At 38.1% G+C, this 17,551-nt stretch carries 8 protein-coding genes; 2 read left to right on the plus strand and 6 right to left on the minus strand.

Annotation, left to right across the window (positions count from 1 at the left end):
* Window positions 1-77 precede the first annotated feature (77 nt).
* Entirely contained in the window at window positions 78-10,190 is a 10,113-nt protein-coding gene (locus CIB29_RS14605; protein ID WP_094550879.1) for a choice-of-anchor I family protein, read from the minus strand.
* Window positions 10,191-10,326: 136 nt separating this feature from the next.
* A complete protein-coding gene (locus CIB29_RS14610; RefSeq protein ID WP_157910317.1) occupies window positions 10,327-10,773 on the minus strand; it encodes a hypothetical protein in 447 nt (148 codons plus the stop codon).
* Window positions 10,774-11,081: 308 nt separating this feature from the next.
* On the opposite strand from CIB29_RS14610, the gene CIB29_RS14615 reads away from it, so the two are divergent.
* Window positions 11,082-11,600: a ferritin gene (locus CIB29_RS14615; RefSeq protein ID WP_094550883.1), complete on the plus strand. Its 519-nt coding sequence runs from the start codon at window positions 11,082-11,084 to the stop codon at window positions 11,598-11,600.
* 139 nt (window positions 11,601-11,739) lie between these two features.
* Here the strand turns inward: CIB29_RS14615 and CIB29_RS14620 are convergent, their stop codons facing one another.
* The 3 genes from CIB29_RS14620 to CIB29_RS14630 all read right to left on the minus strand — a co-directional run bounded on the left by CIB29_RS14620 (window position 11,740) and on the right by CIB29_RS14630 (window position 14,348).
* Window positions 11,740-12,504, minus strand: coding sequence for a TIGR00266 family protein (locus tag CIB29_RS14620; RefSeq protein ID WP_094550885.1), 765 nt, complete (start codon window positions 12,502-12,504; stop codon window positions 11,740-11,742).
* A 216-nt stretch (window positions 12,505-12,720) separates the two neighbouring features.
* Window positions 12,721-12,966, minus strand: a complete 246-nt coding sequence (locus tag CIB29_RS14625; protein WP_094550887.1) for a hypothetical protein — start codon at window positions 12,964-12,966, stop codon at window positions 12,721-12,723.
* Window positions 12,967-13,457: 491 nt separating this feature from the next.
* Window positions 13,458-14,348 (minus strand): TolB family protein, encoded by an 891-nt coding sequence (locus tag CIB29_RS14630; protein ID WP_094550889.1) that lies wholly within the window; start codon window positions 14,346-14,348, stop codon window positions 13,458-13,460.
* 540 nt (window positions 14,349-14,888) lie between these two features.
* Between CIB29_RS14630 and CIB29_RS14635 the strand changes: the two genes are divergently transcribed.
* On the plus strand, window positions 14,889-16,280 hold the full coding sequence (locus CIB29_RS14635; RefSeq protein WP_094550891.1) for a glycine--tRNA ligase: 1,392 nt from the start codon (window positions 14,889-14,891) through the stop codon (window positions 16,278-16,280).
* Window positions 16,281-16,382: 102 nt separating this feature from the next.
* Here CIB29_RS14635 and mnmL read toward each other — a convergent pair whose 3' ends face one another.
* Window positions 16,383-17,372 carry a tRNA modification radical SAM protein MnmL/YtqA gene (gene mnmL / locus CIB29_RS14640; protein WP_094550892.1) on the minus strand — a complete coding sequence of 330 codons (990 nt, stop codon included), beginning with the start codon at window positions 17,370-17,372 and terminating at the stop codon, window positions 16,383-16,385.
* Between the last annotated feature and the right edge of the window lie 179 nt (window positions 17,373-17,551).

Below are 17,551 nucleotides of genomic sequence, written 5' to 3' on the forward strand. Positions count from 1 at the left end.
ATTCATGAATGCCGAATTCAATATAGCATCATATGCTATTTAATTATTGGTTATACATATGAAGCCTTTTTATATTACTAATCTATGAGTTTATATAAACCAAATAATATTTTTGCTGCTTGTGCCCTGGTTGAATTTTCCTTTGGGGCAAACCTGTTGTCTCCTACTCCGCTTATAATATTCTCTTTTTGCATTACCGCTATTGCTTCCGTTGCATAACTGCTGATCTGCGATTTATCGGCAAATGTTAATTCTCTATTGATAGTATTAATTTTAGCTCCTGCAGCCTTTAAAGCCCTGTATGCCATTGTTGCCATGTCCTGTCTGGTAATGCTGCTTCCCACACCAAACTTATTACCTCCTATACCATCTACAATACCAGCTTTGTAGGCAGATGCAACATATTTGTAGTACCATGCATTTGGAGTTACATCGTCAAAAGTTGCTGTTGCAGTATCATCTACAAACCCAAAGGCTTCTACAAGCATTTTAATAAACTGTTCTCTTGTTACTTTTGCTTCAGGTTCAAACTTATTATTTCCCGTACCGCTGATTATTTCCCTTCCAGCCAGCGCTTCAATATAGTCTTTTGCCCATGTCACAGATGCAATGTCTTCAAAAGTAACATTAGACTGCATTGCGGCATATTTGCTAAAGTGATTGGTAGTAAAAGTCACTTTACCTGTAGTCACATTGTATTTACAATTTTTCATAGCTTTAAATTGTCCATTATCATCGATATGATATACAACAATTTTATCCGGTACTTCTCCTTTTATAAGACTATAGTCAATAGTAATCCTTACCGCCTTTTTACCATTAAAGCTGCTTACCTTATTTCCATCCACAAAGGCGTTAAAATCATATACCGGTTTGTTAGAAATTTTATCCAAAACATTTTCTGGTAATGTGGTTTTATCCACATTAACAACAGACAATTCTACATATTGTACAGCTTTATTGCTGTCATCTTTAAAGGCATCGGGTGTAATGGCAACCGTTGCAAGCCCTGTGTTCACTGCTATCCTGTCAATGCCATTTGATTTTGCCAGCGTTAATAGGTTAGCTGGAAGTTTTGCTGCTATTTCTTTCAACCCTTCAATATTTTCAATTTCAATATTTACTATTTTTTCAACCTTTACTTCAATACCTATTTCTTTTGTCTTTTGCTCTAATTCCTTCCATACTGCAACTACGTTTTCTATTGCTCCTTTTAATACATTTTCTTTTACTTCTATCTCCGCTTTCTGCCCTTGTACTTTTACTTGGGTATTGTCTAAAACTACGGTACCAGCTTCTTTTATGGCTTTTCTAATCATATTCTCAACTTCCAAATTCCTTGCACTGTCAACTTTTCCGGCTAATTTTTCAAGCTCTTTGCTGATATCTTGAATTATTTTTTCAGCCGTTTTTGTTTCGGTAGTAGTTTCTGTATTTTGGCCGGAACTGTCACCGCTTTCATCGTTATTAGAACCACAGATTTCATATACTGCAAGTGTTCCAGTTATTTCATGGGCTGCAAGTAAAAGCGGTCTTCCATTGGGACTCTTGTCTCCCGGAATAAACATGAGTCCTTCTGGTCCACTGTCGCCTGCAACTTGATCGTCATTTGAAAAATCTCTGCTTGTATAATAAGTTACAAATTTTGCTTGGCTTGGATTAGTGATATCATATACCATAATCCCTCCGACACGTTCCAAGCCGACAAAAGCATAATATTTGTTCCCAATTTTCCCAACTCTCACATCTTCGGGTTCTGGCCCTTTATTATCACTTCTATCATCAAAAACATTTTCATCATTGGTTGTGTTAAAGTATTGTGGAAGCCTTTGTGCAATGACTTTTTCAAACTCATTTCCACTGTCATAAACAAGGCTAAAATCGCTGGCATCCCATATTGAAAAAGATCTTGCCCCAAATGTATACAAGGCTTCATACTTGCCATCGGAATTTACTCCCATTTCACTTGAAACCTTCAGATTACCCATTTGAGACTCTTTTACTATATCCGACAGCATATTGTCCAATTGTTCTTGTGTATATCCGTCAAAATATTCAGCTTTTAACGCCAATTTTGAAGAAAGTTTGCTTACCTTAGTCTCATTTGTGTATCTGCCGTATTCTCTCCCATCACCTTCATTCGGAGTGAGAATATATGTTTTCCCATCTTTTTCGAATATTTCTATTCCATCGGGCATATACATCCCTAATACGGGCCACGGTTTGATGTTTATTCCTCCATCCTTATCTGATGCATCTAGTCCGCTTATTGAGAAGTCCTTAAATCCCAGCCCATGTACATGTGTAAATTGCTTGCTGCCAAGGTCAAGTTTTGCAATTGCATTATTTTCCTGCAGTGCAACATAAGCAGTTTTGCTGTCTCTGTCTACAACAATATATTCAGGTTCAAGGTCATATTTAGGCTGTGTACCGGCTTTGATAATTACATCACTATCCATAGTAACATTTTCAAAACCTACTGTTATAACATCATCCTGCGTTACACTATAAATACCTTTCGCTACATCAATAATGGATACGCTTCCTTCGGGATCAGCTTCATAGTTGTCTATAGGTTCGCCTTCATTTGCAACCAGCAGCATTTTGCCATCAGGAGTAAAGATTAGATGATCGGGCAGGAATCCTACCGTTACATAGCCGATATACTCGCCTTCTATGCTGAAGAATGCCACCCTGCCTGCTTTTGTTTTGTCTTGTTCAGGCACTGTTACGGCAAAATAACTTCCGTCCGGATGAATAGCAACACTTGTAATATCTCCAATATTAAAGTTTCCATTAGTAAAATCGGTAATGATATCTAACTGGATACGACTTTCTCTTGGTATATCCACTGTTGAACCGTAGTTATTAAGCAAGCTTGTTAATTTAACAATATCGACTGCTCTTGCTGCTCCATTTACAATAAATGCTTTTTGTGTACGGTAATCGTATTTTACAATTTCTGATCCTGTTTGGCCATTACCACTGGTGTAACGTCCAAGCAATTTTAAAGAAATTTCATCTTCAATATAGCTATTATTATCCACCGCATTGCCGGTTGCCATATCAATTATGATATGATTGTCTCCCGGTATTGGGTCGTTATAAAGATTGTCTAGTGAACTTCCCAACATTTGATACAGTGGGTCGGTTGATTCAAGCATACTACTGATAAATGCTTTTATTTGGTCATCAGCACTTTCATCTCCTTGGTAGTGTGCAACCATAGCATTTACAATCAGATCTTTCACTGTACCTAGTTCTGCCACTTTCTGCTCCGCTTGCTGTTGAGTCATTCCTTGCTGCATTAACATTCCAACCAGCATTTTAGGTACCAAGCCATTTAAGCCTTGCATAAGGAAATTTCTTGCATATTCTTGGAAACCTTTCCCTTCAGTATCATAATCAATATCCATAATTTTCTTGGTAGTTACTATCAGCTTGTTGTCCTTCATTTCAACAATTCTATAAGGAATGGGTGAAGTTACCAGAGATCCTGTTTCAATGTCATATATATATTTCCCATTAGCTGTTTCTTTTTTAACAATATCTTGTGCATGGAAATGTCCTGTAAAAACTGCCTTCATTCCCATATTCGCTAATTCTTCCGAAACACTTTCCCAGTTATCTACTATATATTCTCCAAATAAGTCTTTCTGTCCATTAAAATGTTCCACAACTCCGTGATGCATCATGCCTATTACTGTTTTGCCCCGTGCTTCTGCTTCTTTTAGCTGTTGTCTAATCCAATCCAGCCTTTGGTCTGGGAATCCTCCATTTGTAACCGGTTTCCCAATTGTTTCATTTGCCTTATAGTCACAGGAATCCATTGCAATAATCCATAGTCCTGGAACTGGTTCTGCTACATAGGATAACGAATTTGGATCTTTTGCAATTGCTTCTTCATAGCCAAAATCTTTATATACTGTTTTAAATTCTTCAGGATTTACATTCAGTACCCTAATGGTGTTAGTACCATTATAGCTGTATGCATGGGGGTTGTTTATATCGTGGTTCCCGTTAATAATATATACTTTCTTTCCGGCTGCCTCCAGTTCTGCCAACAGTGATGCAAACTGCTCATGAGACAATTTTTCTCCATCTTTGGTAAGGTCTCCGGGGACAAGTACAAATTCCACATCGCTTTCTTTAATCTTATCGACTGCTGCACGTGTAATTGCACTGCTTTGGGCAATCAATTTCCTGTCTTGGGCAATGTACTCTTCAAAAGCTGCACCATTTGTCCCCAGTTCAGGCGCAAAGTAATGAGGATCCGAAAATACAGCTATCTTGGTTTGCAACGGTGCTCTTGTTATTCTTCCGTCTTTCTTGGCATTTGCCGTTCCGTTATTTTTGATATACTCGGCTACAACTTCATCCAATGCAGGAAATTCTCCTATAATTGCATCATCGGCAAACATTGTGTAATTGTCGCCGCCTGCTGCCAAGAAATCATTGGTGGCAAGCCTATATGTTTTATTGATATCTAAAGGTTCTTGTCCTATAGTCACTTCTACTACCCTGCTTCCAGGTGCTCTTAACGGGTCAAACACTACTCTCATTCCTGAGATATGCGGAAAACCTCCATTTGCAGCAGGATATACAGATAATCCGTGTTCCAATGCTGCCAGTATATCTGAACCTTTTACTTCTTTTAATACTACATAGTTTCCAAACGGAAGTACTTCTATCAGTTTCCCTTTTGTAATATCTCCCACACTAATGGAAGCTCTTATTCCCCCTCCATTAGTCAATGCAACATCAGCCTCTGCCACATCTCTCATGGCATCTGCTATTAGATTCCCAAGATTGGTTTCATTTGTTCTTACGTGATTTCTTTCTCCATCCAAAGTAACCTCAGTATTTCCGACAACAACTGAAGTAATCTGCTCATTTTCTTCTTCAATTTGAGCAATTAGGTTATTTAATTCTGTATCTTCCGTAATAGTTTCAGCGTCTGCTTTTGTGATCAGCTGAGCAGTAGAATTCACACTTCCGTCAGCGCTAACCGTCATGTCCACCAAGCCGATATTCTTATCGTATTCTCCCGCCTGTACAATCAATGTACCATTGACCAATTTACCTTGGGTAAGTTCAGTATGGCTATGTCCATCTACAATTAAGTCAATACCTGCAACTGCGTTTGCAATATCCTCACTTGTCACTTCGCTGCTCTCATCCAGCCCAAGATGAGTTAATGCGATAATTACATCGGATTTATCCTTCAATTCATTCACCATTTCCTGCGCAACTGTCACAGGGTCTTTGAAGGTTAGCCCCTCAACATTTTTAGGATGTGTTTTATAGGTTGTTTCAGGGGTTGCAAGACCAAAGATTGCTACTTTTATACCATCTATGTCTTTAATGATATAAGGAGCAAGAAATGGTGTCTCATCTTGGTTTGCAATGTTTGCAGCTAAAATTGGGAAGTCCGCCATTCCCTCTAATTCTTTGAGTCTTTCTTTTCCGTAGTTGAAATCATGATTTCCCGGCACCATCGCGTCATATCCCATCAGATTCATGATATCCACCATGCTTTTCCCTTTGGAAAGCGTTACAATTGGCTGTCCGTGGAAAGTATCTCCCGCATCAAGTACTAATACACGTCCGGGATTTTGAGCTTCCAATTCCTTGATTTTTGCAGCTACCTTTGCAAGGCCCATACCATCATAAGTTCCTGGTTTTACCCTACCGTGTATGTCATTGGTATGCACAATAGTAATATGTTTGTTATCCTGGCTTACAGAGCGTATATCTTCCCTAAATCTGACTCTTATTCTTGGTCCCGCAGCACCCACCGAAGCTATACCAATTACTTCTACCTGATCGCCTTCTTTAAAACGGCTCATGTCGACTCCGGTGTACCCGTCCACGTGGATATATGCTTCTCCGCTGCCATCATCCACTTTGAAATAGCTGCCCTGTTCATTGTGCTCGGTAATCCTGCCTGCTGTTTTTACTAGCATTCCGGTGTACTGAGGAAGCTTTGACTCATGCGTGGATAATGTCAACGGCTGTTTTGCCTGTACAGGTCCTACATACAGCATTTGATAACCAAAACTATCATAGGCTATTTCCATTTCACCTTCAAAATATTGAACAACACCGGTTGCAATAATTTCTGTACCAATAGGCAAATCTTTTTTATCCTGATAGTTTCCATATAAGCTAACTCCCGACGTCTCATCCTGGATATAGATGACATCATAGAAAGTTTCATCAGGTACTGTCACAGTCCCTTTGACCGTTACGATTTCGCCCTCTTTGGCATTTTTTCTTACATCTTCTATCGTCCTTATTCTATTGTATCCCGCCAGCCAATCTATAAGTTTTAAAGTTAACGCCGTATTGCTTACGTCATTTACAATTTCAAAATCGGAATAAAAATGTCTGCCTGCTGCAACAATCTTGCCTTGTCCAACATTTTCTTTAGCAATAATAGGTATGCTTTCTCCGTTTAGTTGCCCTTTTTCATTATATACATATGCATTTGCACCAGGATTTGCATTGTAAGATGTGTCATTGCCACCTAGCAATATCTCCAGTCCGGTTTCCGCATTATTTACCAGCGGGCCATTTTGTGCGTTAACCAACGAGCATCCGCTAAAAATCCTGATGGCTTCCATGTTTTCATTCAGTTTGCTTTCGGTCTCGGGAAGATTGTAGCTATACACCGACCATACCATGCCGCCGCTGTACTTGTCGGAATCTTCCGGTTCATATACATTGTCATTATTAAACCTTATATTTGTACCTATGGCTTCCATCAAACTGTTCATTAATGTACTATCATTGCCATAGTTTGACTTGGATGCAATCATGACAGAACCACCACTGCGCACCCATTGCCCTATCGCCTCTTCTTCGTCCGCAGTAAAATCTTTGCTGCTTCCGCTCGGTGTATTGATAACCAATACATCTACATTGGCAAGGGTTTGCACCGTGATTGGGCTTTCGTTTAGAATTACATTGTAACCATATCTTCTCAACAGTTCCATGAAATTTACCATTGTTCCTGGAACATCGGCATTTTCATGAGCTTTATCAAGCAAGACAGTCTTTCGGATAGAAGGAACAATGTTAACTTGCCGCTCGATTTCTGTAACCGTTGTTACTCTCGGTATATCCGTCAACTTTGCAATTATTTTTACCGAACTCGATGCAGTCGCTATCCATTCAGTCTCTAAAACTCCCGATTCACCGGCACCCAAAAATTGCAGTGTATCCGAGCCTATAAAATTGTCTTCACTGATGCTATCTTTATAGAATTTTACTTCTATATTTTGTACATCTCTTATTCCCATATTGGTTACTGTGGCCTGTAATGTTGTGTTAGTACCTTCAAGAGTCGGGTTTGGATCAACTACCAAATTATTTATTTTAACATCATTTTCTGCTGCCGGCGTGAAAATTGGCGATGCAGTCCCCCATTTTCCGTTTGTATGGATAACTTTTACCACATACCACTGGGCACCTGTCCCTGCTGTTATTTGAGGATTCCACTGAGCCTCGTTGACACCATCAAAAGTTTGTTCCTGTATAATCGTTCCTCCATTGCTGATGAGCTGAAGCTTTTCTATTGGAACCTGGCTGTCCCTGGCCACAATTTCAAAATTTAACGTTTCACCCGGCTGGGTATCGATAACGCTCCCCATCCAATGTCCGTTTGCCTTTACCGTCAATTCAAGCGTTCTGGTTTCTGTGGAATATACCCGTCTGTTTCTTAAAGCTTCTAAAAAGCTTTCTTTAGTAAGATCTTCTGCAATTACAACCGTCAGATTGTCAGGGTCTCCCCAATTCCAGCTGTGGTTGTCCTGGGCATTTATAGCCCCTACATGCCATCCGTTATCTAAAGCTTTAAAATAGTGTTCTTCCGAACGGGTATAGCTGTAAGGCGGAGCTCCATTTCCCACCTCAATCAAAGACATTTTTCTATCCAATTCCGGTACATAAGCCAGATTGTTAAACGAATCATCAGGCCAGTTTGGATGATTGAAAGCTGCAATCGCATTATCCTGCTTGTTGACCCAATCATAGAATTTTGATAAACTGGTCATCTGATTTTTGGCTTCTACATAAGAATCGCTGTTAATTACATTACTGTGTCCCACAGTGCTGAAAGTCATCTCAAATCCTCTCAACGCCAAGAAATCACCATGTTGCGCATTAAACTGTTCTGCCTGTATTCTTGTCTTATACCATTCAGAATCTTGGACTTCTTCATATTGATCGGTACTTGCATTGTATTCATAATTAGGTGTCTTCCCTTCTCCCTGAACCCCGTCAAACCAATTGGAATGATCCGTAATAATCAGGAAGTCCAATCCGTTATTTCTTGCATATTCAAAAGCATCAGCCGGAGTCCCTTTGCCGTCAGAATAGGATGTATGGGCATGGGGAATGCCGTAATAGAAATTATAGCTTGCATTCCGGTTGGATACAACAAAATACCACTCGGCTGTTTTTGTGCCTCCGCCGACATCGGTTACTTCCAATCTAACATCATGTTCGCCAAAATTTAAATCTGTACCGGGAGTATAGCTTACCGTCATTCCTGTTAAAGTATGATTTACTAATTGATTATCTACGTACAGTTTTATGCCGTTTGTATCAATATCATAAACGGTCTTTTCAATGGCAACGGATATTTCAGGTCTGGTACTAAACGTGGAAGCCATATTTGCCGGTTTAAAACCGTATATAAGAGGAAGTTTTGCGTTTTTATCTTCAACGGTTGATTTGACAATATCAGAAGTATTATTGACATGAAGCTGGTAAGTACCCTTATATTCGGTCACAAAAGCTGTAACATCCACCCTGTTCCCTTGCAAAATTCCGCTTAATGCCGGAACCTTATAGATGTTGATGGTTTTTCCATTGTCATCGGTCAATAATGTATTGCCATTTGTATTAATAGCTCCAATGATGACATTTTCCAGTTTTATTTTTTTTGATTCCCATTCTTCCCCAATTTGGTCGATGGTCAATACTACCGGTGCCGGTACTTGTCCTCCTGCAGACACTACTTCTACGGTGAAATTCGTTATTTCCAACAGACCGTTATAATCGTCGATCACCCCTGTTACCTTGATGGTATCTCCTTCTGCATAACTGACACTGTCTGCTTGTCTATACAGGTTAATTGCGGCCGTCTCATCCTGGATAAATATCTTGCTGCCTTTTCCTGTTACTATCCCCTGTACGGTTACTGTCTCATTTTCTGCTTTTGTTCTTGCTTCTGCTATTGTAATCACATCTGTCGGCTGATTTAACTGTATTGTATATGCAGCAGTAACCGAAGTTTTTCCTTTGGAATCGACAGCCGAAATATAGTACTGTACAGCTTCTTGTCCAACATGAATCGTCGCACTATAGAGGCCTGTATCAGCACCATAAACCGCTTCCTGTACCGTATATTCTGCTGCACTTTGTGCTTTGGAATATACTTTTGCTGTTACGGTTTCATCTTCATCGTTAATTCGGAAGCTTACTGTAACATCAGAATTGGCATCGGCGTTTGTAACCGGGTTTGGATAGATTATCTGCGGCGCTTGGTTGGCAGGTTCTTGTCCGCTGCCAAAACCGTCCATGGTGTGGCTGCCCAAATAGTCAAAAGTATCCTGTGGATAACTAATCCACTCTACTGACGGGTTGAAACTGTCTGAAGGATTTGTATCTCCTCCGGTAATGCTGCTTTTTCGAACCAAAGTATGCTCTGCAGTTGTAAAGTCTCCACTTCCCCATGCAGTTCCCGGATCTTCTCCTATTTTTCCAATGACATCTATTATATTGCCATTGTGCTTTAATACTAATGCATCATCCCCGTTAAAAAAAGTAACGTCATGTGTTATATTGGCTTTATTTAATATTGCCTGATCTGACGAAGCATGTGCAATGACATATACCTTTCCGCTTTCTAAGTTACCTGAAAGGGTAAGTGTTTTGCCAGCACTTGTTGACCCATTGCTGTACAGTTCAACGGTATATTCGGATAAATTTACCGTATTTTCTGTGCCATTATAAATCTCTAACGCTTTGTTATTACTACTGCCTTCTATATATTCGGAAAAGAATAAATCAGCAGCGTATACTGCCCTTGCAGTACCAGGTGTTACAAAAGAAATCAAATTGGTTAAAATCATGGCCAGTACAAGCACCATGCTTATACTTTTTTTTAAATTCTTTTTCAAAATAGAACTCCCCTTTCCATGATGATGTCAAATTAAGATTGTGTTTTAAAGTTGATGATTTCAAAAAAGAATTTTTTGCTTTCACCTCACCGTTTCTATATAGTATTTATATATTTAGGCTAAGTATATGTACTGCCTAATTAATATACTCAAGTACATATTTCTTAAAATGTTTGAAATCACTTACTATCTCGTCCAGCCAATTATACACTTGCGCCTTATTAATATCTTTTAAGCAATCTTCTTGGGAAAAGAAAGAGATGCATTCAACTTTATCTGTTAAACGTATTGCCAGCCATGGCGGAAGTATTTTATGTTTTTCTAAAATTTTAATATACTTACTTACTTCATAGGATTTTTCAGAATAATACTTACCAATAACTAATTTACAAACTTTAAAGATTTGACCAAGCCCCAAAAGAATATACCGTTCTGCTCCCCCATATATAAGAGGACTGTTTTCAAATTCTTCTTTTAAATATGCTGAGGCTGTAGAAATGATTTCTGCATATTCTTCCAAGAGGTTTAAACCTTGCCGGATATCATTTTCCATGCTATCACCGTCATCTTTCGCTCTGTACATAACACTGCTTGTCATCATAATCAACTAACATATTTAGCGTTATAGATTAAATAAAAAATCTTTCAAATTATCTAAAAAAACAACATATTTTCAACAAATCATATAGTACTATTTGTATGTTAATTAAATATTAAAAGCTTGTTAACAAGTATTAACGATATGTAAAAATATAAATAATAAAAAATAAAAAACAGGCAAAGGTAGAAACTTGATATTTTATGTTTGAATATGTTCAACATGTGGTAATATATATTACGAAATAACACTGCCAGCTTATGCAAGCATACTTATGAAGGAGGCATAAATATATGTTAAGTGAAAGATTAATACAGGAAATTAATAAGCAAATCAAGTTTGAATTGGATTCAGCACATTTATATATGGCAATGGCTGCATATTGTGATTCAGAAGATTTACCCGGATTTGCCAACTTTTTTAAGGTTCAGGCAGAAGAAGAAAGATTCCACGCATCAAAGTTTTATAATTTCTTGAATCAGATGGAGGCAAGAGTACTTATTTATGGATTGAATGAACCTAATAATGAATACAACTCCGTCCTAGATGCATTTAAACAGGCTTATGCTCATGAAAAAGGTGTTACAAAAAGAATCTATACTTTAACAGACATTGCAACCGAAGAAAAAGAACATGCCACCATCAGTCTTTTGAAGTGGTTTATTGATGAACAGGTAGAAGAAGAGTCCATGTTTAGCAGCATCATTAAGAAGCTTGAGAGAATAGGTGATGACAGCCATGGTCTTTACATGCTAGATGCTGAACTGGCCCAAAGAACCTTTACTCCTCCTGCAGCCGATGCTGCCAATTAAAAACAAAAGAGATAACGTGCATCCCTCTATTAGGGCGAACTTATATGTTCGCCCATTTTATTTATACTTGCACACAAGAAAGGGCAGACATACGAATCTGACCCTACAATTGCTGTGAACCGTAAACTTAAACTGCTCATTAGTCTCCTCCAAACAATCCCCCTAATAGGTCTCCTCCAAAACCACCTATTCCTTTTACTTCACCCTTATTATGAAATCGTGCTGCTGCAAAGATACGATCAGCCAAACGGGAGAAAGGAAGACTTTGTAAGTAGACAGTCCCAGGACCGGTTAGCCGGGCAAGGAATAATCCTTCACCACCAAATAGAGCATTTTTAAATCCTCCGATAAACTGAATATCATAATCTACCGTTGGAGAAAACGCTACCAGGCATCCGGTGTCTACACGTAGAACTTCACCGGGAGCAAGTTCTTTCTTGATAATGGTTCCTCCGGCATGGATGAACGCCATTCCGTTTCCCTCCAGCCTCTGCAGGATAAATCCTTCACCGCCGAAGAAGCCCGCCCCAATTCTTTTAGTAAAAGCTATCTCCACCTCAATACCTTTAGCTGCACATAAAAAAGCATCCTTTTGGCATAGGAATCTTCCGCCAATCAGACCTAAATCAAGAGGAATAATTTTGCCTGGGTAAGGAGCTGCAAATGCAACATGGCTTTTTCCATGTCCACTGTTATAAAAGGTGGTGATAAAGAAGCTCTCCCCTGTAATCATTCGCTTGAATCCCTTAAACAGGCCACCTTCGGTAGAGGTCTGCATTTCAATCCCCTTCTCCATAAACATCATGGCTCCAGCTTCCGCCCTTACTCCTTCACCGGGGTCCAACTCAATTTCTACCATTTGCATGTCGTCCCCATAAATCCTGTAATCAATAATATCCGCCATCTAAATACCTCCCTATTTCTTAATTAATATTTAGTACGTATTAATTTGATATTTGTATATATTTTTTACGTTCCTAACTGAAATATATTTAAAATTTTATATATTCATTATAAGTTTTTCAAGTTTATGTGTGTAAATTATTTTTTAGAAACAAAAGGAGGTATAACCTACCTCCTTAAAAAAGTACATGTATTTAATGCACGTAGACCAATCCAATTATCCTCCTGCTGCTATCTTAAGGTTATCTTTTCCGTAGTTATTCTTCTTAATAAATGACGCAGATAAGATGTTTTCCATTTTGAAGATTCTCAACTGATTTCTGAGATAACAAAAGGCCTTAACCGTGTCATCTGTCATCTCCAGCACCTTGATGTTTCTGATAGTAATTTCATTCCCTTTTTGGTACATGATTGTTATTACCCGGTTACCGTTCATAGAAGTTTTTAGAATATACCTTACCATACCATCACCACTTTAAAAAATATCTTATACACAGTATATAAGAACATATGTTCGATGTCAATGGTGGTAAATTGGTTTCTTTTATAAAAAGAAAAAAGGCTTAGGAAGTGAAAAGGTGCGGGTCTTTGACAGTTGCAACTTTTCAAACAGTGCTCGAAGCCTTGAAAATAGCACATTTTTGTGTCAAATTTGATTTTCTAAAAGTGCGTACTTTCTAGTGATTTTATTATTTTAATCTTAATTTTCAAATCATATCTGCCGATTTATTAAATGACAGCAAATGCAGCATTAGCAAGGATTTTAAAAAAGTACGCAAATTTTTTATTTAATCAAAAGCCTGAAACCCTTTAATATCAAGCCTTATCAGGCTTTTTGTATTCGCCAAGTGTCAAACTCGGGAGTATATAAGAACATATGTTCGATGTCAATGGTGGTAAATTGGTTTCTTTTATAAAAAGAAAAAAGGCTTAGGAAGTGAAAAAGTGATAACTTTATTCTCTCTCTATCACATAATTTAAATCCGGATCAACTTTTAGCCAAACCGCATTTTCAGTAACTTGAATATCCGTCAATTTGGTTAAATCTGTTCCGTCAGATTTTATGCTGTACATTTGTCCGTCAACAAGATTATTAAAAACAATCTGGGTTCCATCAGGGGATAGAGATGGATTATCCACCAAGATAGCCTTATCTTTGAAAATCACTTTTTTATTCGTACCATCTTTTTCTATGGATATCACTTCATAATTTTGTCCGCAGTAAATAATTGTATTTCCATCTCCTGACCAGCTTATTCCGTCACATATTTCATCTTTTGTCAGTTGTATTGTTTTTTTTGTATTAAGATCTATTACAAATATGTTTCCCTGTTTCACATAGGCAACTTTATCTTCTGCAGGTGAGAATATCGCTTCCCATACGTCGCCTCCAGAAACCAGCTTAGTTTCATCTGACCCGTCTATATTAGCTATATACAGTTCCTTCTCAATATACTTTTCAGCATCAGCATATCTTGTATAAAGTATCTTTTTACCATCAGGGGAAATACTGTAAACCTCTGCCTTCGAATCTAAAATATTTTCTATTTTTCCAGATTCAAAATCTATTAATAGATTCCTATAGTTAGAATAATTACCTTTTCTATAAGCCATCACTTTACCATTATAAGAAACAACCGGATTTGTTCCACCCGCACAGGTTAACTGCACTTCATTGGAGCCACTGCGGTCCATCATATAAATATTGTCTTTCATTCCTGCCGTTTTCATAAAAACAATTTTGTAATCAGGCAGCTTTTTTGAACTTACATTTTGAGCATAAATAGTAACATGTGAGGTACAAAAAAATATCATGATAGTAGTCAATAAAATACTTCTTTTCAATATAATTCCCTCCAATGCAAAAATTACATTATATGTAAATTATATCACCTAGTTTTTGGTAAAACAATCCCTATTGGAATAATATTCTCCAAAAATAAAATATATTCTCTTATCCTAATTGTACCTTGACAAAAATACAGCGTTTGATATTATATTAATGAATAATGGGAAATGAACAGGGAGGAGTAAAAAAACTAACTCCTCACTACTCTGTTATTTTTTTATGATTAGTAAGCAAAGTAAACAAATATTGTACGATGAATAGGAAAAGTAGCATAAATCACTGCTGGCAGCGATCTGGGGATGGTGGAAGCCTGGAAGTATATTTATGTGAAGGGAGCCTTGGAGTACATTTTTACCTAAAGGTGGGCTTCATGCCAATAAGGGTGGAACCGCGGAAGAAACAACCTTTCGTCCCTTGATAATAATATCAAGGAATGAAGGGTTTTATTTTTCTCTATCTAAAAATGTCATTTTATTATTGCATCAAAGATGCATGGACAATTAATAGAATTATAACTAAGACTAGGAGGTAAATTTATGCAAAATACTGAAAAAAACATGGACAAAATCGTAGCCCTTTGTAAGGGCAGAGGTTTCGTATATTCCGGTTCAGAAATCTACGGAGGCTTGGCTAACACATGGGATTACGGACCTTTAGGTGTAGAGTTTAAAAATAATGTCAAAAGAGCCTGGTGGAAAAAATTCGTACAGGAGTCTCCATACAATGTAGGTTTGGATTCCGCTATCCTTATGAATCCTCAAACATGGGTAGCTTCAGGACATGTGGGCGGCTTCAGTGATCCTTTGATGGATTGTAAGGAATGCAAATCCCGCTATAGAGCTGATAAGCTCATTGAGGATGCAGCAAAAGAAAAAGGTGAAATTGTTACTGTTGACGGCTGGGATAACGAAAAAATGCTGGAATACATAAAAGAGAATAATATCGCCTGCCCTAAATGCGGCGCGAAAAACTTTACTGACATTCGAAAGTTTAACCTCATGTTTAAGACTTTTCAGGGAGTTACGGAGGATTCCAAGGCGGAAATATATCTTCGTCCTGAAACCGCCCAGGGTATTTTCGTAAACTTTAAAAATATTCAAAGAACTTCCAGAAAGAAAATTCCTTTTGGTGTGGGTCAGATTGGTAAATCCTTCAGAAATGAAATCACTCCCGGCAACTTTACATTTAGAACCCGGGAATTTGAACAAATGGAACTTGAATTTTTCTGCAAGCCTGGTGAAGACCTGAAATGGTTCGCTTACTGGAAAGAGTTCTGCAAAAACTGGCTGTTAAACCTTGGTATCAAGGAAGAAAATATCCGCTTGAGAGATCACAGCCCGGAAGAACTGTCCCACTACAGTAACGCTACCACCGATATTGAATTTCTTTTCCCGTTTGGCTGGGGTGAATTATGGGGTATTGCGGATAGAACTGATTTTGATTTAAGGCAGCATAGTGAGCATTCGGGGGAAACACTGGACTATCTGGACCCCGTGACCAATGAAAGGTATATACCTTATTGCATTGAGCCTTCTCTCGGCGCAGACCGCGTAGCCCTTGCGTTTCTGGTAGATGCTTATGATGAAGAAGAACTGGAAGGTGGAGATTCCCGTGTAGTACTAAGGCTTCATCCTGCCCTTGCCCCCATCAAGGCAGCTATCCTTCCTCTCACCAAAAAATTAGGAGATGAGGCATATAAGCTTTACGAAAAATTATCCAAAAAATTCATGTGCGAATATGATGAAACAGGAAGCATTGGTAAGAGATACAGGAGACAGGATGAAATCGGTACACCTTTCTGTATTACTTTTGACTTTGACTCTCTTGAAGATCATAGTGTTACAGTAAGAAATAGAGATAGCATGGATCAGATAAGAATTAAGATTGATGAGTTAGAACAATTCTTAAGTGAGAAAATTGAATTTTAAATAATAAATTTCTTCACTCAGACATACGCCTATCTGGCACTATGCCAATGTGTCAGATAAGCGTATCTGCCTTATTAGCCCGATTGCTTTCTTCTATAGCTCCTACAATCCGATTGATTTCACCCTGTCCTCTGTAAATGTTTTTCTAACCGCTTTTCCATTTAAGTAGTTAAAACTCTTTCCCTGATAACTGTCTCTTTTCTCCATTTCTTCCTCTATCCTGTCCCGTATCTTCCACCAACTGGTGTTCCAGTTTACAAACAGGGTATTTCCCTCCGGCGCTCTTCCGATAAGGCGTTGAATAGCAATATGAGGAGCCAGGTACTCTAAAAATGTTATTACACGGTCCACATATTGTTCCACAGGAATAATAGTAAACTCCCCATTTTGGTACATATCTCCCATGACAGTGCCTTTCACAATGTAAAGGGAATGAAGTTTGACCTGTTTTATTCCAAGGGAAGATATAATTTTTGCATTTTCAACCACATCATCCATCGTATCCCATGGAAGGTTTAATATGAGATGTACACAAGTATCAAAATTGAATCTATTGATTCTTAAAACAGCATCAATAAATTCTGCCAGGGTGTGGCCCCTATTAATTTTTTTCAGCGAGTGGTAATTGACTGTTTGGAGACCCAGTTCGATACTTATTTCTACCCCTTGTTTCTGTCTCACATCATTTAGAAACATAAGGTATTTTTCATTTATGCAATCAGGGCGGGTGGATATGCCAATCTCTACAATTTCAGGTTTGCATGCTTCCAATATGTGTGTTTTAAAATCTTCAAGAGGCAAGTAGGTATTGGTAAAGTTCTGGAAGTAGGCTATAAACTTATGGGCATTGTACTTTTCTTTGATATACTGCATATTGGTTTCAATTTGCTCACTTACAGACATGTAACTAGGAAGATTCTCAAAACCAGCCCCTTCTTCTCCACAAAAAATACACCCCCCGCAGCCTACCGTCCCATCTCGATTAGGACAGGTTACAGGGAGATTTATAGGCAACTTGTATACTTTTTCGCCATATTTGTTTTTTAAATATTGAGAATAAACGTTATATCGTCTATTGGTTACATCTGACATAACATACCCCCCAATTTTTAATACAAGATTATCAGTTTACAGTTCACGGTTCACAGATTACTGCAAAATTAATTAAAGACACATTGCAAATACTTCTTATTTAGCTTAATATGCTGCGCTATATATAACGCGATAATGATTTTGCACTGAAGTTGCAATTAGTTCAGGGTTCGAAGTTT

Source organism: Petroclostridium xylanilyticum, assembly GCF_002252565.1.
GTDB lineage: Bacteria > Bacillota > Clostridia > SK-Y3 > SK-Y3 > Petroclostridium > Petroclostridium xylanilyticum.